Consider the following 26,968-nt stretch of genomic DNA (forward strand, 5'->3'; position numbering starts at 1 on the left):
GTCCCGGCTACAGCTCCTTGATACGGATGTCGCGGTACGAGACCACGTCCGTGGTGCTGTGGACCTGGAGCCCGATGTAGCCGGAGGCGTACCGCCGGCCGTCGGTGCCCGGGTCGTCGCCGCGCGGCGGCTCGAAGACCTGACCGCCGTTGTTGTCGAACTCGTTCAGCAGGACACCGTTGCGGTAGACCGAGTAGTGCTGGTCCACCACCCGGATCTCGTAGTCGTTCCAGGTGCCCTTGGGGGTGACCCCGGCGCCGGCCAGACCGACCCGGTCGAAGCCGTAGACCGAGCCGGTCTTGTACATGTCGCCGTCCGGCCGGTCGAGGATCTGCACCTCATGGCCGTACTTGATGGCGACCCATTCCGGACGCGGCTCCTCCGGGTTGTCGTGGACGTTCGGGAAGCGGACGAACACACCGCTGTTGGCGTTGCCGGCACCCGGGGCGTCGTCGCGCCACTGGAGCTTGAGCGAGAAGTCGCCGTACTGCCGGCCCGGGAACCAGAGCATGCCCATGCCGTCGACCGCCGTGGAGCTGGTGATCGTGCCGTCCGGGTTCAGCCCGAACTTGCCGCCTCCGACCTGCTGCCACTTGGCGAAGGACTCCGCCGTGCCGTCGAAGAGCTTCTTGTAGCCCTCGTCCTGGCCCGGCATACCGATCCCCGACTGCTTGGCCGCCCGGTAGATCTTCTTGTGCTCACGGGCGTCGATCACACCGGCCGCGAGCAGCTTGTCGAGGACACCGTCGACGTGCTTGAGGAACAGCGCGTGCGACGACCAGTCCTTCTCGTCCTCGATCAGCTCGTTGATGGTGCAGCGGTTGCCCGTGACGCGGTTGGGGACCCCGGTGTCGATCGTGCCGACGATGACGGTGAGCCGCTCGTCGAACTCCGGGCAGTTCGGCGCCGGTACGCCGCCGCTCTCCGCGACGGTGAACGACACCTGCTTCGCCACCGAGGTGTTGCCGGCCTTGTCCGTGGCCCGGTGGGCGACGGTGTGGTAGCCGACGCGGTCGACGATGACGGTGGTGGTGTACGCGAGGTACGGGCCGCCGTCGAGCGAGTACTCGACCTTGTCCACGCCCGATTCGGCGTCGGTCGCGGTGATGGTCACCTTGGCGCTGGTGATGTAGGCGTTGTCGGAGTTCTTGGCGCCCTCGACCTTCGCGGAGGTCTCCGGCGGGGTCTTGTCCTGCGTCGGCGGTGCGACGACGGTGAAGTCGGCCGACTTCTCGGCCGCGGTGTTGCCCGCCCGGTCGGTGGCCCGGTAGCGGACGGTGTGCGTACCGGTCTCGTGGACCATCACGGGCGCGGTGTACGGCTGCCAGGTGCCGTCCGCCCCGACCGCGTACTCGATGGTGTTGACGCCGGACCCGGTGTCGGAGGCGGTCACGGTGACCGTCGCCATGCCCAGGTAGCGCCCCTGGTCGTCCTTCTCGCCGGACACGGTCGCCGAGGTCTCCGGCGGGGTCCTGTCGTCCGTCGGCGGTGCGGCGACCGCGAAGTCGACCGATTTCCCGGCCGCGGTGTTGCCCGCCTTGTCGGTGGCCCGGTAGCGGATGGTGTGCGCACCGACCTCGTTCACCACGACCGGCGCGGTGTACGGCTGCCAGGCGCCGTCCGCCCCGACCGCGTACTCGACGGTGTCCACGCCGGAGCCGTCGTCGGTCGCCGAGACGGTGACCGTCGCCTGACCGATGTACGCGCCGTCGGCGTTCTTGTCACCGTTCACCGTCGCCGAGGTCCCGGGCGCCGTGGTGTCCTCGCCGCCACCGCCGTCGGTCACGGTGAGGATGCCCTGCATCGACTCGTGCCCCGGCATGGTGCAGTGGTAGAAGTACCGGCCGGGCGTGAGCGTGACCTCGGCGGTGTGCCTGCCGCCCTGGTCGTCGCCCGGGTTGGCCAGGATGTTCAGCGTGACGTCGTTGTTGAACTCCGGGTCCGAGACGCTGAACGTGAGGGTGTGCGGCATCCCGGTGGTGTTGCCGGTCGCCGCGCTGTTCTCGAAGACGATGGTCGCCTTGCCGGCCACCGCGGTCTTCGGGGCGGACAGATAGTGGTCGATGGGGTCGCCCGCGGTCCAGGTGAGGACCTGGTCGGCCGCCGCTTCGGCGGGAGCAGCCGTACGGCCGTACGCCGCCGTCGAGGTCAGCCCCAGAACCATCAGGAACGAACCCAGCAGCGCCAGCCACAACCGCGCCGGACGGTACCGCCTTCGTGAGAGGACCGGACGATGTCTCACTGCGTCGCCGCCTTCCTGGCCAGATCGCCGGCGGCCGGGGTCGGACCGCCGCCCTTGTACGTCACGCGCCACAGCGCGGACTTGGAGTCGGAGGTGAAGAAGCCGCGCCCGTAGTCCAGGACGTACAGCGAACCGTCCGGGGCGAACTTCCAGTCCATCAGGTTGCGGATGCCGTCGGCCCCGACCGGGATGATCTTCCGCAGGGACTCGGCGTGGGTGGGCAGACCGCCCTTGCCGACCGTCTTCGGGTCGGTGAGCACGGCGTGCCGGGGCTGGGTGCCGTCGTAGAAGTCACCGACGAACCACTTGCCGTCCCAGTACGAGGGCCACTTGTCGGCGCTGGTGCTCGCCGCGTCGTACCGGTAGACCGGGCCGTTCATCGTGGCCTGGCCGCCGCCCTTGAGCCACGGCAGCAGCTGCTTCTGCTCCTCGGCCTTGTAGCTCGGGATGCCGTTGGCGTCGCGCGGGTAGTCCACGCCACCGCCCTGCGGCGAGTACCAGATGGTGTTGGAGGTGACCGGCGGCAGGTTCACCAGGCCGTCGTTGTTCGGCGACTCGTTCTTCGGGTGGTCGCAGTCGTACCAGCCGAGCGGCTTGGCGGGGTCGGGCAGGTTGCGGTCCCGGTAGGGCTGCTTGTTGCCCATGCAGTACGGCCAGCCGTGGTTGCCCGCCTTGGTGATCGCGGCGAAGGTGTCGTACTTGGCCGGGCCCCAGGTGGTGGAGGGCGAGCCGGCGTCGGGGCCGACCCAGCCCGCGTACAGCGTGTCGGTCGACTTGTCGATGGAGATCCGGGCCGGGTTGCGCACGCCCATCACATAGATCTCGCCACGCGTCTTGCCACCGCCCTCGTCGGGCTCCTTGCCGGTGAAGAGATTGCCCTCGGGCAGCGTGTAGGTGCCGTCGTCCTCCGGGTGGATCCGCAGGATCTTCCCGTTGAGGTTGTTCGTGTTGCCCGCGGTGCGGCGGGCGTCGGCGAACGAGACGCCCTTGTAGCTCGGCTGCGGATTGTTCCCGGAGTAACCCTCGCTGAAGCCGGAGGAGTTGTTGTCCCCGGTCGCGATGTACAGGTTGCCCTTGGAGTCCCACGCCATCCCACCGCCCGCGTGGCAGCAGCTGTGGACCTGGACGGGCCAGCTCAGCAGCACCTTCTCCGAGGACAGGTCCAGCCTGTTCGTGGCCGGGTCCAGGGTGAAGCGGGAGACCTGACGCACCGCCATCTGCTTGTCGCGGTCCAGCTTCGCGTGCGGGGTGTAGTGCAGATACACCCAGCCGTTCGTCTCGAAGTCCGGGTCCAGCTCGATGCCGAGCAGCCCCTCCTCGACCTTGATCAGCTCGTCGCCGCCGCCCTTGTTGCCGAAGACCGTCAACTCGCCGGCGAGGGTGACCTTCTTGGTCTTCGGGTCGTAGACGTGGATCTGCCCGAGGCCCTTGCCGATGTCGGGGTCGTTCCAGTCGGTGACGACCGGCCTGCTGCTGTCGGCGCCGCCGCGCCCGATGTACAGCACGCGTCCGTCGGGGGCGGTGACCAGGCCGTGCGGCTCGCCGATCTGGTCGTTCTGCCCCGGCTGATTGGGCTGGGTGACCCGCTCGGCCTGGTAGTTGGAGTCGATCGTCGCCTTGCAGTCGGCCCGTGAGATCCGGGTCGTCCAGTCCAGCGCGCCGCGCAGATGGTCGCGGAAGTCGGTCTCCGCGAAGCTGTCGGCCGTACCGCCCATCGCCGTGTAGAAGGACCGGCCGCCGTCGTAGTCGCGGCACCAGGAGACCGGGTGGTCCCAGCCGTTGGCACTCGCGCCCGGCTTGTAGGTGATCTCGCGTACCCGGGCCACGGTGTGCACCGCGCCGGACGGGTTCTTCGTCCAGTTCAGCCACTTGTCGGGGCGCTTCCACTCCAGCGGGAGGTTCTTGGTCGCCGGATGCTGCCGGTCGCCGATCTCGACCGTGGCGCGCTGCACGGCGGCCGGGCTGTCCGCCGCCGGGCGGGCACCGACCAGGCCGGTGAACCAGTCCGAGTACGGCTCGGTGCGCGCGGCGTCATGGATGCCGAGGAAGCCGCCGCCGGCCTCCATGTATGCCTCCAGGCCGGCCTCCTGCTCCGGGTCGAGGACGTCGCCGCCACCGGTCAGGAAGACCACGGCGTTGAACCTGCCGAGCCTCTTGCCGTTGGTGAAGACCGCGGGGTCGTCGGTGGCGACGGTCTTGAACCGGCCGGATTCCGGGCCGCTCAGGCCGATCTTCTCGATCGCCGCGATCCCGGCGTCGACCGTCGGGGACTCCTCGGTGGCCGAGGCGTGGAACACCAGCACCTTGACGTCGGCGCCGCCCGGCGGCGACGGCAGGGACAACGTTGTCGCCAGGGAGCCGGGCGGCTCCGGATAGGGCCTGGCCTCGGCCGTGTTGGCGCCGAGCAGGGAAGCGGTCAGTGCGCCGGCCGCGAGGCCCGCCGCGAGTCCGCGTCGCGATCCGGACCTGCGATGTGGTGCGCGCTGCATGTGGTCACCCACCCCTCTTTGGTCACTGCAACAGCGCATGAAGCTAGACCTCTTTTCGTGGTCCGCCAATAGCTATGGCGGCAATGGCACGAACTTTGTCCTGACTGTGGATAAACGGAGATCCTCCGGCTACGGTGTGGGCCGTCCGGGGCGAGTCGGCGCTCCAAATTCCTTGGATCGGTGGGGAGTTCGGCATGGACAGAAGGAGCTTCAACCGGCGGATGCTGGTCGGCGGGTCAGTGGCGGCCGCGACCGGCCTGACATCGTTGTCCCTCGGTGCGATCGAGGCCAGCTCGGCGGAACCCACGGCGAAGACGGCCCCGGCGGGCGGTGTGGTCCGCCATCTCAAGCTGTACGCCGAGAAGCTGGCGGACGGTCGGCTGGGCTACGGCCTGGAAAAGGGGAAGGCATCGGTCCCGGGACCGCTCATCGAGATCAACGAGGGCGACACCCTGCACATCGAGTTCGAGAACACGACGGATGCGGCGGCCAGCCTCCATGCGCACGGCGTCGACTACGACATCGCGAGCGACGGCACCCGGATGAACCGGAGCATCGTCGAACCGGGCGGTACCCGGACCTACACCTGGCGCACCCATGCCCCCGGCCGGCGCAAGGACGGCACCTGGCAGCCGGGCAGCGCGGGCTACTGGCACTACCACGACCATGTCGTGGGCACGGATCACGGCACCGGTGGCATCCGCAAGGGCCTCTACGGTCCGCTGATCGTCCGGCGCCAGGGCGACATCCTGCCGGACAGGACGATCACGATCGTCTTCAACGACATGACGATCAACAACAAGCCCGCCCACGAGAGCCCGAACTTCGAGGCCACGGTGGGGGACCGGCTCGAAGTCGTCATGATCACGCACGGCGAGTACTACCACACGTTCCACATCCATGGTCATCGCTGGGCGGACAACCGGACCGGACTGCTCACCGGCCCCGACGACCCGAGCCGGGTCATCGACACGAAGATCGTCGGCCCGGCGGACTCCTTCGGCTTCCAGATCATCGCGGGCGAACGCGTGGGCGCGGGTGCCTGGATGTACCACTGCCATGTGCAGAGCCACTCCGACATGGGCATGGCCGGACTGCTGCTGGTCGCCAAGCCGGACGGCACCGTGCCGGGGTACGAACCGCACCACATGACGGCGCACGGCGAGGCGGCGCCGGACAAGGCCGCGCCGAAGGAAACGGCGAGGTACACGCCGAAGGGCACGGCCGCGCACGATTCGGCGGCGCACGGCTCCTGACCCGACCCGCCCGCAGGCCCGACGCCGTCGGGGGCGTACCCACGCGTCCCGACGGCGTCAGCCCTCCGGCACTCCCCGCATCGCCCCGTCCGCCTCGGCGGCCACAGCCGCCTCCGCGGCCGCCCCGGCCGTTCCCGTCGCCAGGCGCAACTGCTCCTCCTCGACGATGCGCCGGGCCAGCGCCCCGTCCGACACGTCCACGGCGTCCGGCGTCGTCTCGGCGACGTCGCTGCGCCGCGCGTACAGGTCGAACAGCCGCTCCTTGCGGGCCAGGATGTCCAGCATCCGTTCGTCGACGCTGTCGGCCGCGAGGAGCCGGTGCACCTGGACGGTCCGTATCTGCCCCATCCGGTGGGCGCGGGCCACCGCCTGGTGCTCCATCGTCGGCTTGATCTGCGGTTCGCAGATGATGACGACCGACGCCGACTGCATGTTCAGTCCGACTCCGCCCGCCTGGATCTGGCTCAGTAGTACGGCATGACCGTCCACGGCGGCGAAGTCGTCGATCAGCCGCTGGCGGCGGTCGGCCGGCAGGCTTCCCGACAACGGGCCGAACACGGGCGAATCCAGGGCCTGTCCGACCGTGTGCAGCACTTCGCGGAAGTAGGAGAACACCACGACCTTCAGGCCGTTGTCCGCGGCCTCGGCGACCAGTTCGCGCAGCCGGTTCAGCTTCGCGGACGTGGCGGGCCGGGCGTACGCCGCCCGGCGCATCCGCATGAAGTGCCCGGCGCCCACCGCCTCGCGGTAGGCATCGAGATCGCCGGGGCTGAACTCCTCCCACTCGTCGACCTGCACCAGCGCCGGGAGTTCGGTGAGCACATCCACCTGGTTGCGCCGCAGATAGGCCGGGGCGACGGCCCTGCGGAAGGCGAGCGAACCGGCGGCTCCATGGGTGGTGTGTATCGAGGGGGCCAGCTCCGGCTGGAGGTGACGGACCAGGCTGCGGAACTCCTCGACCCGGTTCTCCATGGGCGTACCGGTCAGGAACAGCACCCGTTCGGTGTGCCGCGTCCACCCGGAGACGGCCCGGGACCGGCGGGTGGCGGGGTTCTTGACGTAGTGGGCCTCGTCGACCACCAGCATGCCGGGCCGGGTGCCGCAGTCCGCGGCGGCCGGGAGGGTGTGCAGGGCGTCGAACGTGGTGAGGGCGACCCCACCGCCGCGCCGCCATGCGTCGAAGGCGGACTGCCGCTCGGCGCCGTGCACCGGCAGGGTGCGCAGAGTGGAGCGGGCTCGGATCTCGCGCGCCCAGTTGATCAGCACGCTGGCCGGGCAGACCACCAGGAAGTGTGTCTCGCCCCGCGCCGAGAGGTGCGCGAGCGCGGCGATGGCCTGCACGGTCTTGCCGAGCCCCATCTCGTCACCGAGGATCACCCGCTTCTGCGCGAGCGCGAACCGGGCGCCGAACGACTGGTAGCCGCGCAGCGAGACCCGCAGATGGGCGTCGTCCAGCCGCAGGCCGCGCACCCGGTCCGCCATCCCGGACGGCAGGAAACCCTCGGCCGCGTCCCGGTCCGGCCCGGCGCCGGACATCTCGGCGAGCAGGCTGTAGTACTCGGCGGACCGCAGCTCGAAATCCACCCAGGCCGCGACGTCCGACTCCGCGCTCCGCAGCAGGTCCACACAGACCTGCCCGAAGAGCAGGGGCAGTTCGCGCTCGTCCGCCTCGGCGACGGCGGTCCGCACCTCGGCGACGGCCTCCAGCGCCCGGGAGCGGGCCTGCCGCCCGGCGAACACCATGCGCAGCCGGCCCCGCGCCGGTCCCGCGGCGGCCAGCAGGGGTTCGAGGCGCCCGACGAGCCGGCCCGCCGCGGCCACCGCCCGCCGGACGTCGGGACCGGCCTCCACCAGCCGGTGCAGTGCGACGACCAGCGCGGTCGTGGCCTCGTCCGGGGCGTCCACGTCTATCCGGACCGCGACCGTGTCCCGCACCGCGTGGGCGATCTGCCCGGCCGCGGCCAGCACCTGGTCGGCGGTCTGCGCGCCGACCCCGGGGATCTGGCGCAGCTCGTAGCGGTTGGCCTCGTGGACCTGGCCGACGGTGGTGAAACCGGCCTGCTCGACCGCGCCGAGGCGCAGCCTGCCCTCCGTGACGTCCTTGAGCCTGGCGGCAGGGATGGCGGCGAGCTCCCGGCTGACGAGGGAGTCGAGCAGCGGCTTCAGCGCGGTGTGCACGGCTTCGACGGCGCGGGTGTGATCGGCCTGCACGGTGCGCGCGGACTCCAGCAGCCGCTCGGCCCGGGTCAGCAGCTCCCGGGCGGCCCTTCCGGTGGGCGCCCCGGCCTCCGTCGCTCCGGCCTGTGTCATGTACGTCCCTCTGTCCGCGCAGCCCGGCTGCCTTCCCGCCCGGCACCTGCCCGGACGATTCCTATCGTGCCACGCGGCACCGACAGCCCAGGCTGGTCGGTGCTGGAGTCCTGACCCGGACACCAGTCGGACACTCGGGCGGAGCCGAGCGCTCGGGGAAGGAGCCCCGGGCGGCCGACCAGGCCGCCCTTCGGGCTCTCGCGACCTGCTGTGCGAACGGTGTCCGGGTCCGGACTCCAGGGCCTGATCAGGGCCTGGTCAGGGCGCGGGCGGCCGGCGCTCGGCCGGGGAGAGCAGCAGGATCTCCAGGGCCCGTGCGCAGGAGCGGGCCTGCGCCAGGAACCAGTCGGTGCGCGCGTCCGTGATCACGGACGGGGTGGCCCGGACCGCCAGGGCGAAGCGGGCATGGCCGGTGCCGTCCAGGACCGGGACCGCCAGGGTCCGTACCCCGTGGGCCGACTCGCCGTCGTTCAGTGCGTAGGCGTCGGACCGTACCTTCGCCAACTCGGCCTCCAGCGCGGCCGGTTCGACGATCGTCCGGTCGGTGAACGCGGGCAGCGGCGGCAGTGAGGAGGGCCCGCCCTCACCCGGCCGGGCCCAGGCCAGCAGGACCTTGCCGAGCGCCGTCGAGTGCAGTGGTCTGCGCAGCCCCACCTTCGGCGTCACCGAACCGCCCGCCACGATCACCGCATGGGGGCCGCTGCGCAGCGCCAGGTCGGCGGTGGCGCCGGTGCGCTCGGCGAGATCGGTCAGCTCGGGGGCGGCCAGGTGCAGACCGCGCTGGTGGTACGAGAGCCTGCCCAGCTCGGTCACGGCGGGGCCCAGCCGGTAGCGGGACGTACGGGCGTCCTGTTCCAGGAAGCCCGCGCCGAGCAGTGTGCGGGCCAGGCGGTGCGCCGTGGAGGCCGAGAGGCCGAGGCGGCGGGCGAGGTCGGAGGCGCTGAGGTCGGGGCCGTTGTCGTGGAAGCAGTGCAGTACGTCCAGGGCGCGCTGCACGGCCTGCGCACCGCCGGGAGCGCGCACTGCCGCGGCCTCGGTCATGTCGGTTCGCTCTCCGCTCGTGGGGATGAGGTGCATGTGGTCGCCCACATTACGGGAGTCGGAGACCCGGAGAGCCGGGTGCTGAAACACTGTGTTCACACCGAATCCCACATCATGGGAAGCGAGTTGTGGGACTGCCTCGGCGCGTGGCAGTCTGCGACACGTCACCACCGACGAGCAGGAGGGAGCAGTGCCATGGCCGGTCGCCGAACCGCGACTCCCGCCCATGCCGCTCCGGTCCTGCTCGCCCTGACGCTGCGCCGTCACATCGACCTGGCGCGGGTCGCCGGCGCTGCCTGTCGCTGACCCCTTCCCCCTCGCGATTCCTTTTCCTCCCCCTCCGCCGCGCCCCGGCGCGGCCGGGGTCCTCGGCCGTACCCGGTGTCCGCTTCCCGGCGTACGCGCCGTGCCACCAGCCGCTTCGCCGACCCCTCGGGAAGACCCCCATGAAGGCCCCCATGAAGATGCCCACGACGCATGCCGTCCCGCCCCGGACGCTCTGGTTCACCCGCTGTCCCGTCCCCACCGCGACCGGGATCGCCGCCGACCGCCGCTGGCTCACCGAAGAGTTCGCCCCCGACGGCATCACGGTGCGGTCCCTCCAGGACGCCGCACCTGGTGCCGACCCGGCGGCCCACTTCACCCACGCCCTGCCGGGCCTGTTCCGCGAAGGCGGCAACGTGCCCGCCCTGTGGGCCCGTTCCCGCGGGGAGCGGACCCGGCTGATCGGCCTCACCTGGATCGAGGAGCGGCAGACCGTACTGGTCCGCCCCGGCTCCGGGATCCGGGGCGTCGAGGCGCTGCGCGGACTGCGGCTCGCCGCACCCGTGCACGACATCGCCATCGACTTCTGGCGGGCCATGGCCCTGCGCGGCTTCGAGGGCGCGCTCGCCGCCGCCGGACTCGGGCCGCAGGACGCCATGTTCGTCGACGTACCCGCCGCCGGACACCGGGGCCAGTGGGCCGCCGAGCTGGCGGCGCTGCGGCGCGGCGACGTCGACGCCGTCTACGTGAAGGGCGCGTTGGCCGTCGAGGCCGCCCGGCGCGAGGGCGCGGAGGTCGCCGTCGAACTCGACGAGCTGGCCGACCGCCGGTTCCGGATCAACAACGGCACCCCGCGCCCCATCACCGTCCACCAGCAGCTCCTCGACGAACACCCCGGCCTCGTCGACCGCTTCCTCGCCGTCCTGCTCAGGGCCGCCGCCTGGGCCACCGAACAGCCCGCCGAGGTCGCCCGGATCCTCGGCGCCGAGACCGGCGCGGGCGCCGAGGGCGTTGCCGGGGCCTACCGGCCGGGCACCCATCTCGCCCTCCACCCCGACCTCTCCCCGGACCGCCTGACCCTGCTCGCCGAGCAGGAGGCCGGGCTGCGCGCCCACGGCTTCCTGCCCGAACCCGTCGACATCACGGCCTGGGCCGACCCCGAGCCGCTGCGCCGCGCCACCGAACTGGCCGCCTCCCGCCCCGCCCACCGAGCCTTCGCCCCTGAGTTGTGAGGACCCCCGACACCATGAACCTTCCCCGCCCACAGCGCACCGTCGTCGCCCCCGCGCTCCTCACGGCCACCGCCCTGATCGCCCTCACCGCCTGCGGCTCGTCCGCGGCCGGCAGCGGCGGCTCCGGCGCCCGGGGCACGGTGGACATCCGCATCCCCGACCCCGGCAACTCCGGGGTGCTCGCCCTCGGCAAGAAGGACGGCAGCCTCGACAAGGCGCTCGCCGAGGTCGGCGCCAAGGTGCGCTGGACCGGCAGCGCGGGCCCCTTCGCCCCGGCCGCCCAGGCGATGAACGCCGACCAGCTCGACATCGCCACCGGCTCCATCACCTCCGGCATCACCTCGCTCGCCCAGCGCCCCGGCTTCAAGTTCTTCACCGCGGTCGACCCCGACGCCGCCGGCGAAGGCATCCTCGTCAAGAACGGTTCCGGTATCGGCTCGGTCGCCGACCTGGTCGGCAGGAAGGTCGCCGTCAACCAGGGCGGCACCGGCGAGTACCTGCTGCTGAAGGCCCTCGACAAGGCCGGCATCCCCGCCGACAAGGTCGAGCGGGTCTATCTGCGCCCCGACCAGACGGCCGCCGTCTTCAACGCGGGCAAGGTCGACGCCTGGGCGGTCTGGGCGACCTACGCCGTGGCCGAGATCGGCAGCGGCAAGGCGCACTTCGTCGCCGACGGCGCCGCGATCGGCTCCGACAACTACAGCCTCAACGCCGTGCGCACCGGCTTCGCCGAGCAGCACCCCGAGATCGTCAAGGCGCTCTACCGGTACCTCCACGACGCCAGCGCCAAGGAGAAGCAGAACCCGGCCGCGTACCTCAACGTCTTCACCGGCGTCGGACCGACCGCCGTCACCGGCAAGGCGAAGGACGTCCAGACCGGATTCACCCGCGAGGGCGGCACGGTCGACCCCATCGGACCCGAGGACATCGAGCGCTTCGAGGACGTCGCCGGCTTCTACGCCGAGCAGAAGGTCACCACGCGGAAGGTCGACGTCGCCGCCCACCTCCTCGACATCGAGAAGCTGAAATGAGCTACGCCGGCCCGCACCCGGGCCTCGTCCGGCCCCGCCCCCAGCGGCGCAGGGACCGCAGCCGCACCTACTCCGCCACCGTCCGGACACTCGGCCCCATCGCCCTTCTCGTCCTGTGGTGGGCGGCATCCGCCACCGGTGTCCTCACTCCCGACGTACTCGCCTCGCCCGAAGAAGTGCTTCGTGCTGTAGGGGAGTTGTGGGGAAACGGGCAGCTGCCCGACGCGCTCACCACTTCCCTCACCCGCTCCGGCCTCGGCCTCCTCATCGGGCTCACCGCCGGGCTGGTGCTCGGCATCACCACCGGGTTCACCCGCCTCGGCGACGAACTCCTCGACTCCTCCATCCAGACCCTGCGCACCATCCCGTTCCTCTCCCTGGTGCCCCTGTTCATGGTCTGGTTCGGGATCAACGAGACGGCGAAGATCCTCCTCATCGCCGTCGCCACCACCTTCCCGATGTACGTGTCGACATCGAGCGGGGTGCGCGACACCGACCCCGAACTCATCGAGGCGATGCGCAGTTTCGGCATGGGCCGCTTCGCCCTCGTCCGCGAAGTCGTTCTCCCCGGGGCCCTGCCGTCGCTGCTCGCCGGGCTGCGGCTCTCCATGACCCTCAGCGTCATCGCCCTGATCGCCGCCGAGGAGATCAACGCCACGGCAGGCATCGGCTATCTGATGTCCCAGGCGCAGAGCTACGCCCGCACCGACATCCTCGCCGTCTGCATCCTCGTCTACGGGCTGCTCGGACTCGCCGCCGACGTCGTCGTACGGCTGCTGGAACGCGCACTGATGCCCTGGCGCACCCCACAGGGAGCCACCCGATGACCGACCACAGCCCACAGCCGGCCGTACGGGTACGGGAACTGCGGCGCGTCTTCGGCGACCGTGCCGTGCTCGACGGTCTCGAACTCGACATCGCACGGGGCGAGTTCGTCGCCCTTCTCGGTGCGAGCGGCAGCGGCAAGACGACCCTGCTGCGCATCCTGGGCGCACTCGACGGAGCCGACGGGGGAGAGGTCCTCGTCCCCGAGGCCCGCACCGTCGTCTTCCAGGAACCCCGCCTCGTACCGTCGAAGAAGGTCCTCGCCAATGTGACGGTGGCCCTGCCGCGCGGCAGTTCCGGACACGGGCTGCGGGCCCTGGCCGAGGTCGGCCTCGAACGGCACGCCGACGCCTGGCCCGCCACCCTCTCCGGCGGCGAGGCGCAGCGCGTCGCCCTCGCCCGCGCCCTGGTCCGCGAACCCGAACTGCTGCTGCTGGACGAGCCGTTCGCCGCACTCGACGCCCTGACCCGGCTCAGGATGCAGGACCTGGTGGGGGAGCTGTGCCGCAGGCACCGGCCCGCCGTCCTCCTCGTCACCCACGACGTGGACGAAGCCGTACGGCTCGCCGACCGGGTCGCCGTACTGCGCGACGGCCGGCTGATCACCGACGAGCCGGTCACCGTCGACCGGCCGCGCGACCCCGGCGACCCCGCCTTCGGAGCCCTGCGCCGACGGCTCCTCGACGACCTCGGCGTCGATGCGACCCCGCAGCCCTCAACCATCCGCGAACGTACCGAAGTCGGAGTGATCTGAATGACCATCACCATCGGTGTGCACAGCAGCAACCCGTCCCTCTACCACCTGTACCACCTCTCCCGGCTGGGCCTGGCCCAGGAGGAGCTCGCCCCGCTCGGCGAGAGCGTCGTCTTCCACCCGTACACCAATGGCGTCCGCACCGGGGAACTCCTCAGCCGGGGCGTCATCGACTTCGGCGGCACCGGCTCCACCCCACCGGTCACCGGCCAGGCCGCCGGCCACGACATCGTCTACACCGCCGTCTCCGCCCCGCGCCCCGAGCACGGCGCGCTGCTGGTCCCCGAGGACAGCCCCGTACACACGGTCGCCGACCTCAAGGGCACCACCGTCCACCTCGCGATCGGCTCCTGGCAGACCCACCTCGTCGCCAAGGCGCTGGACGACGCCGGGCTCTCCTACGCCGACGACATCACCGCCGTCCGCAGCACCGACGACAGCGAGGAACTGCTGCGCACCGGCGCCATCGCCGCCTGGGTGGCCCAGGGCGCCCAGCTCGCCGCCGCCCGCCGCACCGGTGGGCTGCGCACCCTGATCCGCACCGGCGACGTCATCACCGACCGCTCCGTCTTCTTCGCCCGCCGGGACCTGGCCGAGAGCCGCCCCGAGGTCGTCGAGGCGCTCACCCGCGCCCTCCAGCGGGCCGACGACTGGGCGGCGGCCCACCCCCGCGAGGCGGCCGAGATCGCCGCCGCGGACCTCGGCGGATCCGCCGACGACTGGGAGACCGCACTGCGCGCCCTGCCGTGGAAGATCGAGCCCGTCACCGACGCCTTCATCGCGGAGCAGCAGGAAGCGGCCGACATCTTCCACCGCACCGGATTCATCGACCGCCCGGTCACCGTCGCCCACGCCCTCGCCGGTGCGGGCGAGAGCACCGGCACGGACCGGGCGGCGTGACGACATGGCGACCGAAGTCCTCTGGTACGTCATCCCGCGCGAAGGCGCCTACCCCTGGGAGCCCGAGGGGCGGCGCCCGGTCGACCTCGGCTACCTGGCCCAGCTCGCCGGCACGGTCGAACGCCTCGGCTACAGCGGTGCGCTGCTCGCCACCGACCTGTACGACGTCTGGCCGCTCGGCAGCGCGCTGGCCGCCTCCACCAGCACCGCGTTCAAGCCCCTGCTGGCCGTCCACCCCGGCCTGATCTCGCCCACCCTGCTCGCCAAGATGGCCCTCAGCTTCGACAACCTCTTCGGCGGCCGGCTCCGCTTCAACGTGGTCAACGGCTCGACGAAGTCGCTCCAGGAGTACGGACTCCACGTGGAGCACGACGAGCGGTACGAACTGAGCGCCGAGTACTGGTCGATCGTGAAGCGGCTCACCGCCGGTGAGGTCTTCGACCACAAGGGCCGCTTCTACGACCTGAAGAACGCGGGCGCGTCCTTCCGGGAGCTGAGACCGGTCCGGGAAGCGCACATCCCGCTCTGGTTCGGCGGCTCGTCCGACCCCGGGATCGAGATGGCGGCCGAGCACGTCGACGTCTTCCTCACCTGGGGCGAACCCCCGCACCTGCTCAAGGAGAAGCTGGCGAAGGTCAGGGCACGGGCCGCCGCGTACGGCCGCACGCTCAGGATCGGGCTCCGCCTCCACCTCATCGTCCGGGACACCGAGGACGAGGCATGGGCCGCGGCCGACCGGCTCCTCGACGTGACGAGCGAGGCGACGTACGCCCGGCAGCTCGGCGACCGGGCGGGGGAGGACGGCGTGGGCTGGCAGCGCCAGTTCCGCCAGCACGGCGGCAAGGTCCCGGCGCATGCCCGGGAGCTGGAGACGCACCCCAACATGTGGCCGGGCATGAGCCTGTTCCGCCCGGGGCCGGGCACGGCGGTCGTCGGTTCGACGGCCCAGGTCGTCGAGCGCCTCAAGGAGTTCGAGGAGCTGGGCGTCGACACCTTCATCCTCTCCGGCAACCCGTTGCTGGAGGAGGCGTACCGGGTGGCGGAGACGGTGCTTCCGGCACTGGGCGTCACCCGCTGACCGGCCGGGGGCGGGAGCACCGGGAACTGCCCCGCCCCCCGCCCTTCGTCTCACCGATCGCCGCGCGCCAGGTCGAACACCGCCCAGTCCGTCCCGCCGCGCTCACGCACATGGATGCGCGGACCGCGGCAGACCGTGCTCCAACGGTGGGCCAGGGCGCGCCCGTCGGGCCGGACCAGCCGCGCGGCCCCCGGTTCCGGCTCGACCGTGTGCTCCGTGATCCGGCCGTACGTCAGCACGCCGTCGAGGTCCACGAAGGCCACCCGCCCGCCGTCCACCGCCACGCCCTTGACGCGATTCACCCGCGTGGTGCGGACCCGCACCGAGCCGTCGGCCCGGACCTCGATCAGCGGGTGGTGCATGTACGGACAGGCCCAGGCCGTCGTCCCGTGGACGTTGAGGACGAGGCAGTTCGACATGTCCAGCGGTCCGGGCCCGGGGCGGAACGACCACAGCGGCTCGCCCGTGCTGCTCCACCGCCGCAGACCGGGGTGGCTCAGCGGGTCGTCGCCGTACACCCCCTCGTCGAAGTGACCGACCCAGAGGGCGCCCGACGTGTCGGTCAGCAGACGCTCGATCGCGTCGCCCACCCGGAACGTCCACGACGGACGCCCGAGCGCGTCGAAGACCTGCACATGGTCGGCGTCCACCCTGCTGCGGGGCTCCGCGAGCACGAAACCGCCGTCGGGCAGGGCGTCGAGCCAGGGACGGTACAGCCGGACGGCGCCGAGATGCGTCTCGTCCACCTCGCCCCGGTCCGCGGTGACGACCAGGGCCTCGTACGGATCGGCCGGTCCCGGCCCGGGGTCGCGTTCGGTGAGCAGCCAGTGCACCCGGCCGTACGCGTCGACGGTGCTGTGCAACAGGTGCAGCCGGCCGTATGCGCGCGGCAGGCGGGCGTACTTGGTCAGGCGGACGGACTTCATGGTGCTCCTCGGCGTGGTGCGTGAACGGTCGGCTGCGGGCATGCGCAGGACCGGTGGCGCGTTCGCCGGGTGCCGGAGCGGGGGGGCGCCTACGCGGCATGGACCTTTCTGATGGTCATGGGGGAGATCATCCATGAGCGCGGTTCACCCGCGCAATGCCCGGCCGTCCGCGGGCTGCGGTCGCCGGGGCCCGGTGCGAGACTCGGAACGTCGAGGAGGACCCCGTGCCGCACGGCACGGGCACCGCCGAAGGAGCCGGCCATGCTCACCACTCGTTACGTCGACGGAGCGCCCGACTGGATCGACCTGGGCACACCCGATCTCGACGGGGCCGTCGACTTCTACACCGGTCTCTTCGGCTGGGAGTACGTGGCCGGCGGGCCGGAGACCGGCGGCTACGGCATGTTCACGCTGGACGGGAAGTCGGTCGCCGGCGCGATGACGGTCACCGAGGAGCAGGCGGCACCGTCCTGGTCGGTGTACTTCCGGTCGTCGGACGCCGACGCCACGGCGCGGGCGGTCGAGCAGGCCGGCGGCACTGTACCGTTCGCCCCGATGGATGTCCTGGACTTCGGCAGAATGGCCGGATTCAAGGACCGGTCAGGGGCCTTCTTCGGCATCTGGCAGCCCGGTGGGAACACGGGCCTGGGCGTCGTGGGCGTCCCCGGCAGTCTGTGCTGGGCCGAGCTGTACACCCCGGACGTGCCCGCGGCCGCCGCGTTCTACGGCGCGGTCTTCGGATGGGAGAGCGCGCGGGCACCGTTCCCCGGGGGCGGCGGGTCCTACACGGTGATCCGGACCGGCGGCGGTGGCGAGGAGGCGGCCTTCGGCGGCTTCGTACCGCTGAACGCGGTTCCGGCACGGGCGGTGGCCGGATCGCACTGGCTGCCCTGGTTCGAGGTCGCCGACTGCGACGAGGCGGTCGCGGACGTGGAACGGCTGGGCGGCCGACCGACCCTGGAGCCCACGGAGATGGAAGGTGTGGGAAAGTTCGCCAGTGTGGCCGATCCGGACGGCGCCGAATTCGCTCTGATCAAGAGCGCGTCCACGCCGCAGAGCTGACCGGAACTCGTCGGCGCGCCGTATTGATGAGGCGTTGATCGGTCGTTTATCGCGACCGGGCACTGTGGACCGCATGCTGATCAACACCGCGGCCGACCCCGCACTCGCCTGGCAGGAGACAGCGCTGTGCGCCCAGGCGGGGCCCGAGTTCTTCTTTCCTGCCCCCGGCAGCTCCACCCGTGAGGCCAAGCAGCTCTGCAACGCCTGCGAGGGGCGCGAGGCATGCCTGGAGTACGCCCTCGCCAACGACGAGCGCTTCGGCGTATGGGGCGGGCTGTCCGAGAAGGAGCGGGACCGGCTGCGCAGAACCGGCCGCGACTGAGGGGCTGCGGCCGGACCGCCTCGCGGCCCTGGGACGATGTCCGTATGAATGATCACGACCGGGACAGTTCGCTCGCGGCGGCCGTACGGCTGCGCACCGAGGGCCACCAGGAGGAGGCCAGGCAGCGCCTGCTGGCCCTGTCCGCCGAGTTCCCCGCGGACGCGGAGATCGCCTATCAGACCGCCTGGGCCCACGACGTGCTCGGGCTGGAGGCGGAGGCGGTGCCGTTCTACGAACGCGGCCTCGGTGGCACCGGGCTGTCGGAGAAGGACCGCAGGGGCGCGCTCCTCGGCCTGGGGAGCACGTACCGGGTGCTCGGGCAGTACGAGAAGGCCGTCGAGGTGCTGCGCGGCGGTGTCGAGCAGTTCCCCGACGACGGGGCGCTGCGGACGTTTCTCGCCATGGCCCTGTTCAACACCGGCGAGCATCACGAAGCCATGCGGTTGCTGCTGGAACTCCTCGCGACCAGCAGCGAGGACCCGTATGTGCGCCAGTACCGGGCCGCGATCGAGTACTACGCGCGGGACCTGCACGAAACGGTGTGACAGCGGGCACGCGTCGACCCGCCGGCCACCGGACGGCGGCGGACGGGTCGACGGGCCGGGCCCCGAACGGTCAGGCGCCGGCGCGCGCGGCCATCCGCGCCTTGCGGGCGGCCAGCTTCTCGTCGAACTTCGCCGCCTCGTTGTCCAGGCCGCCCATGTACAGGCCCAGCTCCTCCTGCGCCTTCAGGCCGTCGGGGCCCAGGCCGTCGATGGAGAGGACCTTCAGGAAGCGCAGCACGGGCTGGATCACGTCGTCGTGGTGGATGCGCATGTTGTAGATCTCGCCGATCGCCATCTGCGCGGCGGCCCGCTCGAAGCCCGGCATGCCGTGACCGGGCATCCGGAAGTTGACGACGACGTCGCGCACGGCCTGCATCGTCAGGTCGGGGGCCAGCTCGAAGGCCGCGCCGAGGAGGTTGCGGTAGAAGACCATGTGCAGGTTCTCGTCGGTCGCGATCCGCGCGAGCATGCGGTCGCAGACCGGGTCGCCCGACTGGTGGCCGGTGTTGCGGTGCGAGACGCGGGTGGCCAGCTCCTGGAAGGCGACGTACGCCACGGAGTGCAGCATCGAGTGGCGGTTGTCCGACTCGAAGCCCTCCGCCATGTGTGCCATCCGGAACTGCTCCAGCTTGTCCGGGTCGACGGCCCGTGAGGTGAGCAGGTAGTCACGCATCACGATGCCGTGCCGGCCCTCCTCCGCGGTCCAGCGGTGCACCCAGGTGCCCCAGGCACCGTCGCGGCCGAAGAGGGAGGCGATCTCGTGGTGGTAGCTCGGGAGGTTGTCCTCGGTCAGCAGGTTCACCACCAGGGCGATCTTGCCGATGTCGGTGACCTTGGACTGGTCGGCCTGCCAGGCCTCACCGTCCTCGAAGACCCCGGGGAAGTTCCGCCCGTCGGAGAACGGCACGTACTCGTGGGGCATCCAGTCCTTGGCGACCTTGAGATGGCGGTTGAGCTCCTTCTCCACCACCTCTTCCAGGGCGTACAGCAGCTGGGCGTCGGTCCACGCCTTCGGGCTGCCGAGGTGGGGAGCGGTGATCGTCACGGGGGACTCCTGGGGACGGGAGAATTACCTACGGGTACGTAGGTTACGAGACCGTAGGTTAAAGCTGCGGTAAGGCCACCGCCAAGCCCGCCCTCGCGATGCCCGGTTACGTAACGTTATGTGCGCAGGTCCGGGGGTGGTCGGGTGTCCGTGAACGAGCTTCGGCGCGGTGCGCGGCGAACCGTCCGGACCGGTGGATCCGCCGGTGACCGGGACCGGCCGGCCCCCTGCTGCGGGGCGCTCAGAGCTGTCGGCGTACTCGGAGCGGGGCCCTCGTGGGGGCGCGGGCGCGGCCGGGGTGTGCGGTCAGAGCAGGTGGTCCGCCGCGCCGGACTTCACCGCGGAGATCAGTGCCCGCAGCGCCTCCATGGAGTCGCTGACGTAGGCGGTGGTGTCCGTGGTGGAACCGATGTACGCCCGGCCCTGGTCGTCGAGTCCGAAGCGGAAGCAGTTGGCGCCCTCGCTGCAGAAGGCTTCGTCCCAGCAGATATCGGTCATGGTCGCTCCTCAGAGGTCCTGGGCTATGGATCGGATGAAGTCGCGCGATTCCTCGACGGGCAGTGCGAGCGTGCGCAGACGCTCCAACAGGCCGCGATAGCGCCGCAGTTGCATGTCGGAGTCCAGCAGCATCGAACCATGCGAGGAGTCGAGCTGCACGGTGTCGAGCTGCGGTACCGCCGCGCCCACATAGGTGAACGACTGTCCGGCGCCCGGGAATCCGCCGGCCGCGAACGGGATCACCCGTACCGTGATCCGGTCCCGCTCGGACTGTCCGAGGATGTGGTCCAGCTGGGCCCTCGCCACCTTCGGGCCGCCGAACTGCATGCGCAGCGCCGCCTCGTGGATCACCGACTCGTACATCGGCGGACGGTCCCGCTCCAGCACCTCCTGGCGGCGCAGCCGCAGCGACAGCCGGGCCATCAGATCGGGCCCCGGCAGTTGTGGATCGGCCGTGTCGAAGACCGCCCGCGCATGCTCCTCGGTCTGCAGGAGGCCGGGGATGTGCGTGGTGGTCGAGGTCGTCAACTCAGCTGCGTGGTACTCCAGTTCGGCGATGTCGAGCAGTCCCGGCAGCAGTAGTCCGCGGTGCTCCTCCCACCAGCCCCGGGCGCGCTCCTGGGCCATCTCGGCGAGCAGGTCGACCAGCCCGGTGTCCGGGCAGCCGTAGTTGAAGGCGAGGGTGCGGACCCGTTCGGCGCTGATGCCGAACCGTCCCGATTCGATGTTCGGGATGCGGGTGCGGTCGACACCGAGCAGTGCGGCGGCCTGCTGCACCGGCATGCCCGACTGCTCGCGCAGTTTGCGGAGTTCGTACCCGAGTCGCTGCTGCCGGGCGGTCGGGGTGCTTCTGGGGGGCAAGGTGCGGTTCCTTCCGGGGTGGGAGCGAAATGACCGGAACCGCACAAGTAGTAGCACTGTGCTCCAGGGTGCGCTACGGTCGGTAGCGCAAGTCTCACACGGGGCGACCGTGCCTGTGTGTGATCGTCACCACAAATACCGAAATGTGAGCATCTTGATGAAAGGCGCGCTGCGTTGTCTGCCGGCCCCCGCACCTGCTGGACCCCACCCACCGGTGGCGGACAACCTGAGCTATTCGTTCGCACTGCCCGGCGGCGCCTTCTGCGCCGGCCTCGCCCGCGGTGCCGTGGGTGACCTGCTCACCCGGCACGGCCTCACGGGGCTCCGGGAGACGGCCGTACTCGCCGCATCCGAACTGGTCGCCACGGCCTACCGGTTCACCCCGGAGCGGGAGATGCTGCTGCGGGTGCACTGGCAGTTCGACGCGCTCCGCATCACTCTCTACGACCAGCACCCCTCGCACGGCTCGGCCCTGAAGTCCGAGATATGCCGCGAGCGCCGCAGCGACAGCATGTGGCTGCTGGCCGCCGCGGTCGACGCGCACGGCGGGGACTGGGGGCTGACGCCCGCGCTGACCCCGTCCGGCGGCTGCAAGGCCTGGGCCTTACTCCACAGCTGACGCCCACGCGGCCCGCCCGGCGACCGGACCGCTGGACGCGCGCTCTCAGCAGGGGCCGCCGAGCAGATCGGTCAGGCCGCGGTCGAGATCCAGGAACCGGTGCTCGTCGCCGACGGGCACCATTTCCTGCGCCCGCCCCAGAAAGCGGCGCAAATCCGCCGTACGGACGTGCACCATCGCGATGCCCTCGGCGGCGTGGAACTCCAGGACCGTACGGTCGTAACCGAACGGCCTGACGCGTACGTCCCCGACGCCGGCCGCCCCCTCCATCCCCGCCGCCAGCAGCTCGCGGGAGAACTCCCAGGCGACCTCGGTGCCCTCCAGGGTCGCCGGAGCGGGAAACGCCATGCGCACGGCGAACGGATCCCTGGGGTCGTAATGCAGGGTGGCGGGAAGGGTCTCCATCCGCGGTGCGGATGCGACCATGCGGGCCTGCACGGACTGTTCGATGACGGTGGACAAGACCTGCTTCCTTTCTCGGCCGGATGAACGGTTCCCGACACTGATACAGACGAAGGAACTCCCTCATCCGTGCACCGGAAGGCGGCGTGAGCTGTATCACCGCCCGCCGCAGCGCCCGGTCACCTCCCGGCTGCGCGGCCCCGGACCGCGCACCCTGGACTGGGCACCACGCGTGGGCTAGCTTCCAGCGCCATGAGGGTCAAGGGGAAGACGAGACGACCGATGTCATGGGGACTCTGTGCGGCGGCGCTGACCGCGGCACTGGCCACACCGGCAGCCGCGGCGACACCGTGGGAACACCACCGGCCCGGCGAACGGCCGGCCTGGACGCTCACCGACACCACAACCGATGCCCGCTTCCGGGGCCTCGCCGCCGTCAGCCGCAGCACCGCCTGGGTCGCGGGCAGCAAGGGCACGGTGCTGCGCACCTCCGACGGGGGCCGGCACTGGCGCGACGTCTCGCCGCCGGGCGCGGCCGCTCAGGGGCTGGAGTTCCGCGACATCGAGGCGTTCGACGGGCGGCGCGCGGTGGTCCTGGCCATCGGCGAGGGCGAGGCGTCCCGGGTGCTGCGCACGGACGACGGCGGAGCGACCTGGACGGAGTCGTTCCGCAACACCGACGCACGCGCCTTCTACGACTGCCTCACCTTCTTCGACAGCCGGCACGGGCTGGCGATGAGCGATCCCGTGGACGGCAAGTACCGCATCCTGTCCACGGCGGACGGCGGCCGGAACTGGCGGGTGCTGCCCGACGCCGGGATGCCGGACGCCCAGCCCGGTGAGGCGGGATTCGCCGCCGGCGGCCAGTGCCTGGTCTCGTCGGGCCCCAGGGACGTATGGCTCGCGACCGGAGGCGCCGCCACCGCACGGGTGCTGCACTCCGCCGACCGCGGGCTGACCTGGACCGCGGCCGAATCCACGATCCCGGCCGGCGACCCGGCCCGCGGCGTCTTCGCACTGGCCTTCCGCGACCGCCACCACGGCATCGCGGTCGGCGGCGACTACCGGGCCGGGGAGCCGTCGCCGGACGCCGCGGCCGTGACGGGCGACGCCGGCCGCTCCTGGCGGCAGGCCGCCACCCCGCCGGCCGCCTACCGCTCGGGCGTCGCCTGGCTGCCGCACAGCAGGTCCGGGGCGCTGGCGGTCGGCCCGACCGGCACCGACCTCACGACGGACGGCGGCCGCACCTGGCGCACGGTCGACACCGGCTCGTACGACACCGTCGACTGCACCCCGGACGGCGGCTGCTGGGCCGCGGGGGAGAAGGGCCGCGTGGCACGCGCGGGGAACTGAGCCGTTCCGCATCCCCCGGGGCGGGTCCGCTCCGGGGGAAGGGCTCCACTATCCGGGCAGCTGCTGACGGTACGGAGCGAGTTCGTCCGAGGTCTTCGTCGCGATGAACTCGGTGATGCGGTAGGCGCACACGCCCCGCATCGCGAACGGATCCCGCGAAACGATCTCCTCGATCCGCTTCCGGTCGTCGCCGACGGCCAGGATCACCCCGCCGTCGCGCGGGTTCTTGCGGCCCGACGCGATGAACACCCCCGCCGCGTACTGTGCGTCCAGCCAGACGACATGGTCCCGCATCAGCTCGTCGACGCGTTCGACAGGGGCGGTGTAGGTCAGTTCGAGTACAAACATGATCGCCAGGCTACGGGCAGGGCCCCGCGGACTCCGGGCCCGTCCGGCGGACCGGCCCCGGCGTGCGTGCCAGGCGTCGTGAGTCAGGCGGGACCTTACGGCCACGACCTAGACTCGGCCGCACCATGACACACCTTGTGATGCCCGCCGACGAGGCCGAAGCCCGAGCCGTCCAGGACACCCTGCGTTCCCGGGTGGTGCTCGACGAAGCCGGCCCGCCGCCCGGTTCCGGCCGGGTCACCGGGGTCGACGTCGCCTATGACGACGAGCGCGATGTCGTCGTCGCGGCGGCGGTCGTCCTCGACGGGGCGACGTTCGAAGTGGTCGCCGAGACCACCGCCGTCGGCCGGATCACCTTCCCGTACATCCCCGGCCTCCTGGCCTTCCGCGAGATCCCGACCGTGCTGGCCGCCCTCGAATCCCTGCCGGTCGACCCCGGACTCGTGATCTGCGACGGATACGGCCGGGCGCACCCGCGCCGCTTCGGACTCGCCAGCCACCTCGGGGTGCTCACCGGCCTCCCGGTGATCGGCGTCGCCAAGAATCCGTTCACCTTCACGTACGAGCAACCGGGCCCCCGTCGCGGCGACTGGTCGCCGCTGCTCGACGGCGAGGAGGAGGTGGGCCGGGCGCTGCGTACCCAGGACGGCGTCAAACCCGTCTTCGTCTCCGTCGGACACCGGACCGGTCTGGACAACGCCTGTGCCCACACCCTGCTGCTGTCCCGCGACTTCCGTCAGCCGGAGACCACCCGCAGGGCAGACTCGCTCTGCCGCCGGGCCCTGCGGGAGGCGACCGCCTGAGAGCGCTCGGGGCGCCTGAGTACGCGTACGGATACCTTTTGCCGATCATCACCGGCAAGCTTGTACGCATGAACGAACATCGAACGTCCACACGACCCGGCACCGTCTATCTCGCTCAGCGCCGGGTCGCGATAGGGATGACCCTCGGGATGATCGCGGGAGTGGCCTGGGCCGTCTCGATGGTCTGCACGCTCGTCGCCTGGGCACTCTGAGCCCGCAGCGCAGGGCCGCCCCTGTCCGGCCCGCGGCTACTTGTGCAGGTCCGGCCCCTGGGCGTTGAGCAGCGCGCGCCAGGTGGTCTCGTCCCCGATCCCCGTCACCGGAAGATTCCGGGACTTCTGGAACTCCTTGAGCGACCGCATGGTCGAGGGCGTGTACGTACCGGTGCTGTCGGTCGGCACCCCGGCGTGATGCAGCAGGTACTGCACCGCCGTGACGGCATCGGGCTCGGCGGTGCGCGAGTCGACCGTGATGACCAGCAACGGCCAGGTGTCCTTCCCGACCTTGCCGTCCGGGGTCAGACCATGTGCCGCCTGGAACTTCTTCACGGCCTCGGCCGTGGCCGGACCGTAGTCGGCGTCGACCTTCACGTCGAAGCCGTTCGCCCTCAGCAGCAGCTGCACCGTGCGCGCCTTCCAGAGCACATGGCCCTTGCGGGCCAGCGGCCAGTCGGTGCCCTCCGACGGCCGGTCCGAGACGCCCGCCGCGCCCTTGGCATCGCTCTGTCCCGTGGTGGTGGGCACCAGCCACCACACGAAGCCGCCGAGCACGAGCAGGAGCAGCGACGCGACGGCCAGGGCCGGGTATGCGACGGAGGAGCGGCCCCGCCAACGGGCCGCCGCGTCGCGGTCGGCGGACGGACCGGCGGGCGCGGCTCCCGGACCGGGCGCCGCCGCGGCCGCCGGGCGCTTCCCGGCCGCCGCCTCGCGCGCCAGGGCGAGCGCCAGGTCCAGGTCGTCGGCCGGTGCCCGCAGCGCCGTGTGCAGCTGCTCGACGATCCGGCTCGGGGCGTTGGAGGCATGAGCGGGATTCAGATAGCGCGACAGGGTGGTCTGGTCGATCCCCAGCCGCTTGGCGAGCGACTGCTGCGTGGGTTTCTCGCGGCCGTCGCGCGCCGACGACTCCCACCAGTTCCTCAGTAACCCGGCGAGCGCCGGCCCCGGCTGTTCCCCGTGACCCGCCACAGTGTTGTCCGTCATCGTTCTTCCCCGACTCTCTGTGTGCATAGCCGCAGGTCAGGGCTGTGCATCGGGAGCATGCCCGGGTGCGCCGACCTGCGGGACGCAGATCGTAGTGAAAGCGCCGATCCGTGCCGCGCGGCCGAGGAGCCCGCGAAGCGGTGCCATGGCCCGCTCACCCGGGGAACGAGGAGGCGGGGGCCCGGGGCGACATCACCCGAACGAGTGCGTGCCGCCCCGGGCGTCGGCTCAGCGGGCCGCCGCGACCCGGAAGCGCAGGCCGGCCGAGCGCAGCCGCTCCAGCAGCGCGTCGCCCATCGCGGCGGCGGTGGTGACCTGTCCCGATGTCGGCGGGAGTTCGTCCAGGGCGAGGCAGAGCGCGGACTCGGCGAGCATCTTCGCGGTCTCGTCGTAGCCGGGGTCACCGCCCGAGACCTCGGTGAACACCCGGTGCCCGCCGCCCTCACCGACGAAGCGCACGGTGAACCAACTGCGCCGACGACGCTCCGCGTCCGGCCCCTGGCCCGGCTCGTACCGGTCCATCAGCCAGGACCGGGCCGCCGGAACCTGCGCGGCACCCACCAGCGCGCCGACCGCGGCCGCGCCGCCGAGGGCCACGGGCAGATGACGGACCGAGGCGAAGTGGCGGTAGCGGAAGTCGGGGCCGTACCGGGCCAGCGCCCGCGCCGAGCGTTCGACGACCTGCGGGTCCAGCGTCGGCAGCGGGAGTGCCCAGGTGCCGGTCTCCGCGCTGAAGTGCGGGGTGCCGAGCGGGGCGCGGGCCCGGCGCCCGACCAGCCGCGGTTCGTGCAGCCGGCGTTCCCTGGCGGCGCTCAGCATCCGCGGGCCGCGGCCCATCGCGGTGAGCGCCGAGGCGAACGTACCGCCGGAGAAGACGGCGTTGCTGCGTACGAAGCCGTCGACGGTCAGCGGTACGTCCTGCGGCAGCTGCTGGACGGTGAAGTACACCCCGAGGTCGTGCGGAACGGAGTCGAAACCGCAGGCGTGCACGATCCGGGCTCCCGTCTCGCGGGCCCGCGCGTCGTGCTCCAGATACATCCGGTCCACGAACTCCGCCTCACCGGTGAGGTCCGCGTAGTCCGTCCCGGCCTCGGCGCAGGCCGCGACCAGCTTCTCGCCGTACCAGACATAGGGGCCCACCGTCGTGGCCACCACATGGGCGGACTCGGCGAGCCCGCGCAGCGCGTGCTCGTCCCCGGCGTCGGCGTGCAGCAGCGGGAGCTCCGCGCAGCGCGGCTCGATCGCGGCGAGACGGTCGCGCAGGCGTTCCAGCTTGGCCCGGTCGCGTCCGGCCACGGCCCAGCGGAAGCCGGCGGGTGCGTGGGCGGCGAGATATTCGGCGGTGAGGGCGCCCACGAAGCCGGTGGCACCGAAGAGGATCACGTCATAAGGGCGTTGTGCCCCGTTCTGCCTGTTCATGAGTACCTCCGCGGAGCCGGCGCCGATGTGGCAGGCAGAGGCTAGCGGAGCGGTCGTGGCGGTGTGCGGCCGGGCGGTGCGCATGGGGGAGGATCCCCGGGAGAGAACTAAGCGCTTGCTCGGCCAAAGGGGTTGTGCGGAGCG

At 71.5% G+C, this 26,968-nt stretch carries 27 protein-coding genes; 15 read left to right on the plus strand and 12 right to left on the minus strand.

Going from position 1 to position 26,968, the window contains the following annotated elements:
* Nucleotides 1-7: 7 nt before the first annotated feature.
* Together ACFYY1_RS32580 and ACFYY1_RS32585 are read right to left on the minus strand one after the other, a co-directional pair.
* Nucleotides 8-2,242, minus strand: coding sequence for an OmpL47-type beta-barrel domain-containing protein (locus tag ACFYY1_RS32580; protein ID WP_388591957.1), 2,235 nt, complete (start codon nt 2,240-2,242; stop codon nt 8-10).
* The gene (locus ACFYY1_RS32585) at nt 2,239-4,731 is read right to left on the minus strand and encodes a ThuA domain-containing protein (RefSeq protein WP_388591959.1); all 2,493 of its coding nucleotides are present in this window, start codon (nt 4,729-4,731) and stop codon (nt 2,239-2,241) included. Before ACFYY1_RS32585 ends, ACFYY1_RS32580 begins: the two co-directional genes overlap by 4 nt.
* Nucleotides 4,732-4,925: 194 nt before the next feature.
* Here ACFYY1_RS32585 and ACFYY1_RS32590 point away from each other — a divergent pair, with 194 nt between their 5' ends.
* Complete coding sequence (locus ACFYY1_RS32590) at nt 4,926-5,987, plus strand: multicopper oxidase domain-containing protein (protein WP_388591961.1); 1,062 nt, start codon at nt 4,926-4,928, stop codon at nt 5,985-5,987.
* 57 nt (nt 5,988-6,044) lie between these two features.
* Here ACFYY1_RS32590 and ACFYY1_RS32595 read toward each other — a convergent pair whose 3' ends face one another.
* Both ACFYY1_RS32595 and ACFYY1_RS32600 read right to left on the minus strand, forming a co-directional pair.
* Entirely contained in the window at nt 6,045-8,297 is a 2,253-nt protein-coding gene (locus ACFYY1_RS32595; RefSeq protein ID WP_388591963.1) for a DEAD/DEAH box helicase, read from the minus strand.
* A 258-nt stretch (nt 8,298-8,555) separates the two neighbouring features.
* Nucleotides 8,556-9,338 carry an IclR family transcriptional regulator gene (locus ACFYY1_RS32600; protein ID WP_388591964.1) on the minus strand — a complete coding sequence of 261 codons (783 nt, stop codon included), beginning with the start codon at nt 9,336-9,338 and terminating at the stop codon, nt 8,556-8,558.
* A gap of 195 nt (nt 9,339-9,533) precedes the next feature.
* Here ACFYY1_RS32600 and ACFYY1_RS32605 point away from each other — a divergent pair, with 195 nt between their 5' ends.
* The 7 genes from ACFYY1_RS32605 (at nt 9,534) to ACFYY1_RS32635 (ending at nt 15,422) form a co-directional block, all read left to right on the plus strand.
* The gene (locus ACFYY1_RS32605) at nt 9,534-9,644 is read left to right on the plus strand and encodes a putative leader peptide (protein ID WP_388591965.1); all 111 of its coding nucleotides are present in this window, start codon (nt 9,534-9,536) and stop codon (nt 9,642-9,644) included.
* 158 nt (nt 9,645-9,802) lie between these two features.
* Complete coding sequence (locus tag ACFYY1_RS32610; RefSeq protein WP_388592071.1) at nt 9,803-10,834, plus strand: ABC transporter substrate-binding protein; 1,032 nt, start codon at nt 9,803-9,805, stop codon at nt 10,832-10,834.
* 14 nt (nt 10,835-10,848) lie between these two features.
* Nucleotides 10,849-11,865, plus strand: a complete 1,017-nt coding sequence (locus tag ACFYY1_RS32615) for an ABC transporter substrate-binding protein (protein ID WP_388591967.1) — start codon at nt 10,849-10,851, stop codon at nt 11,863-11,865.
* Entirely contained in the window at nt 11,862-12,692 is an 831-nt protein-coding gene (locus ACFYY1_RS32620; RefSeq protein WP_388591968.1) for an ABC transporter permease, read from the plus strand. The genes ACFYY1_RS32615 and ACFYY1_RS32620 overlap by 4 nt, the downstream gene beginning before the upstream one ends.
* Complete coding sequence (locus ACFYY1_RS32625; protein WP_388591969.1) at nt 12,689-13,444, plus strand: ABC transporter ATP-binding protein; 756 nt, start codon at nt 12,689-12,691, stop codon at nt 13,442-13,444. The genes ACFYY1_RS32620 and ACFYY1_RS32625 overlap by 4 nt, the downstream gene beginning before the upstream one ends.
* Nucleotides 13,445-14,344, plus strand: coding sequence for an ABC transporter substrate-binding protein (locus ACFYY1_RS32630; RefSeq protein ID WP_388591971.1), 900 nt, complete (start codon nt 13,445-13,447; stop codon nt 14,342-14,344). It abuts the gene before it with no gap.
* Between the two features lie 4 nt (nt 14,345-14,348).
* The gene (locus tag ACFYY1_RS32635) at nt 14,349-15,422 is read left to right on the plus strand and encodes an LLM class flavin-dependent oxidoreductase (RefSeq protein WP_388591973.1); all 1,074 of its coding nucleotides are present in this window, start codon (nt 14,349-14,351) and stop codon (nt 15,420-15,422) included.
* 50 nt (nt 15,423-15,472) lie between these two features.
* Here ACFYY1_RS32635 and ACFYY1_RS32640 read toward each other — a convergent pair whose 3' ends face one another.
* Nucleotides 15,473-16,348, minus strand: a complete 876-nt coding sequence (locus ACFYY1_RS32640; RefSeq protein WP_388591975.1) for a hypothetical protein — start codon at nt 16,346-16,348, stop codon at nt 15,473-15,475.
* A 261-nt stretch (nt 16,349-16,609) separates the two neighbouring features.
* Between ACFYY1_RS32640 and ACFYY1_RS32645 the strand changes: the two genes are divergently transcribed.
* From ACFYY1_RS32645 to ACFYY1_RS32655, 3 genes are all read left to right on the plus strand, one after another.
* Nucleotides 16,610-17,410, plus strand: a complete 801-nt coding sequence (locus tag ACFYY1_RS32645; protein ID WP_388591977.1) for a VOC family protein — start codon at nt 16,610-16,612, stop codon at nt 17,408-17,410.
* Nucleotides 17,411-17,483: 73 nt separating this feature from the next.
* The gene (locus ACFYY1_RS32650; RefSeq protein ID WP_124720677.1) at nt 17,484-17,732 is read left to right on the plus strand and encodes a WhiB family transcriptional regulator; all 249 of its coding nucleotides are present in this window, start codon (nt 17,484-17,486) and stop codon (nt 17,730-17,732) included.
* A gap of 44 nt (nt 17,733-17,776) precedes the next feature.
* Nucleotides 17,777-18,277, plus strand: a complete 501-nt coding sequence (locus ACFYY1_RS32655; protein WP_388591979.1) for a tetratricopeptide repeat protein — start codon at nt 17,777-17,779, stop codon at nt 18,275-18,277.
* Nucleotides 18,278-18,347: 70 nt separating this feature from the next.
* Here the strand turns inward: ACFYY1_RS32655 and ACFYY1_RS32660 are convergent, their stop codons facing one another.
* The 3 genes from ACFYY1_RS32660 to ACFYY1_RS32670 form a co-directional block, all read right to left on the minus strand.
* A complete protein-coding gene (locus ACFYY1_RS32660; RefSeq protein ID WP_388591981.1) occupies nt 18,348-19,322 on the minus strand; it encodes an acyl-ACP desaturase in 975 nt (324 codons plus the stop codon).
* Nucleotides 19,323-19,628: 306 nt separating this feature from the next.
* Nucleotides 19,629-19,820 carry a hypothetical protein gene (locus tag ACFYY1_RS32665; RefSeq protein WP_124720673.1) on the minus strand — a complete coding sequence of 64 codons (192 nt, stop codon included), beginning with the start codon at nt 19,818-19,820 and terminating at the stop codon, nt 19,629-19,631.
* 9 nt (nt 19,821-19,829) lie between these two features.
* On the minus strand, nt 19,830-20,681 hold the full coding sequence (locus tag ACFYY1_RS32670) for a Scr1 family TA system antitoxin-like transcriptional regulator (RefSeq protein ID WP_388591983.1): 852 nt from the start codon (nt 20,679-20,681) through the stop codon (nt 19,830-19,832).
* Nucleotides 20,682-20,895: 214 nt separating this feature from the next.
* Here ACFYY1_RS32670 and ACFYY1_RS32675 point away from each other — a divergent pair, with 214 nt between their 5' ends.
* Nucleotides 20,896-21,300, plus strand: a complete 405-nt coding sequence (locus ACFYY1_RS32675) for an ATP-binding protein (protein ID WP_388591984.1) — start codon at nt 20,896-20,898, stop codon at nt 21,298-21,300.
* Nucleotides 21,301-21,345: 45 nt separating this feature from the next.
* Here ACFYY1_RS32675 and ACFYY1_RS32680 read toward each other — a convergent pair whose 3' ends face one another.
* The gene (locus ACFYY1_RS32680) at nt 21,346-21,762 is read right to left on the minus strand and encodes an SsgA family sporulation/cell division regulator (protein WP_388591986.1); all 417 of its coding nucleotides are present in this window, start codon (nt 21,760-21,762) and stop codon (nt 21,346-21,348) included.
* A 222-nt stretch (nt 21,763-21,984) separates the two neighbouring features.
* Between ACFYY1_RS32680 and ACFYY1_RS32685 the strand changes: the two genes are divergently transcribed.
* Nucleotides 21,985-23,055 carry a WD40/YVTN/BNR-like repeat-containing protein gene (locus ACFYY1_RS32685; RefSeq protein WP_388591988.1) on the plus strand — a complete coding sequence of 357 codons (1,071 nt, stop codon included), beginning with the start codon at nt 21,985-21,987 and terminating at the stop codon, nt 23,053-23,055.
* 48 nt (nt 23,056-23,103) lie between these two features.
* Here ACFYY1_RS32685 and ACFYY1_RS32690 read toward each other — a convergent pair whose 3' ends face one another.
* Nucleotides 23,104-23,403 carry a YciI family protein gene (locus ACFYY1_RS32690; protein ID WP_388591990.1) on the minus strand — a complete coding sequence of 100 codons (300 nt, stop codon included), beginning with the start codon at nt 23,401-23,403 and terminating at the stop codon, nt 23,104-23,106.
* A 140-nt stretch (nt 23,404-23,543) separates the two neighbouring features.
* Here ACFYY1_RS32690 and ACFYY1_RS32695 point away from each other — a divergent pair, with 140 nt between their 5' ends.
* On the plus strand, nt 23,544-24,206 hold the full coding sequence (locus tag ACFYY1_RS32695; RefSeq protein WP_388592073.1) for an endonuclease V: 663 nt from the start codon (nt 23,544-23,546) through the stop codon (nt 24,204-24,206).
* A gap of 68 nt (nt 24,207-24,274) precedes the next feature.
* Nucleotides 24,275-24,418 carry a morphogenic membrane protein MmpA gene (mmpA, locus tag ACFYY1_RS32700; protein ID WP_388591991.1) on the plus strand — a complete coding sequence of 48 codons (144 nt, stop codon included), beginning with the start codon at nt 24,275-24,277 and terminating at the stop codon, nt 24,416-24,418.
* Nucleotides 24,419-24,454: 36 nt separating this feature from the next.
* Here the strand turns inward: mmpA and ACFYY1_RS32705 are convergent, their stop codons facing one another.
* Together ACFYY1_RS32705 and ACFYY1_RS32710 are read right to left on the minus strand one after the other, a co-directional pair.
* The gene (locus tag ACFYY1_RS32705) at nt 24,455-25,405 is read right to left on the minus strand and encodes a peptidoglycan-binding protein (protein ID WP_388591992.1); all 951 of its coding nucleotides are present in this window, start codon (nt 25,403-25,405) and stop codon (nt 24,455-24,457) included.
* Between the two features lie 228 nt (nt 25,406-25,633).
* Nucleotides 25,634-26,824 carry a saccharopine dehydrogenase family protein gene (locus ACFYY1_RS32710; RefSeq protein ID WP_388591993.1) on the minus strand — a complete coding sequence of 397 codons (1,191 nt, stop codon included), beginning with the start codon at nt 26,822-26,824 and terminating at the stop codon, nt 25,634-25,636.
* Nucleotides 26,825-26,968: the final 144 nt, after the last annotated feature.

This window comes from Streptomyces sp. NPDC001890 (assembly GCF_042891445.1).
Lineage (GTDB): Bacteria > Actinomycetota > Actinomycetes > Streptomycetales > Streptomycetaceae > Streptomyces.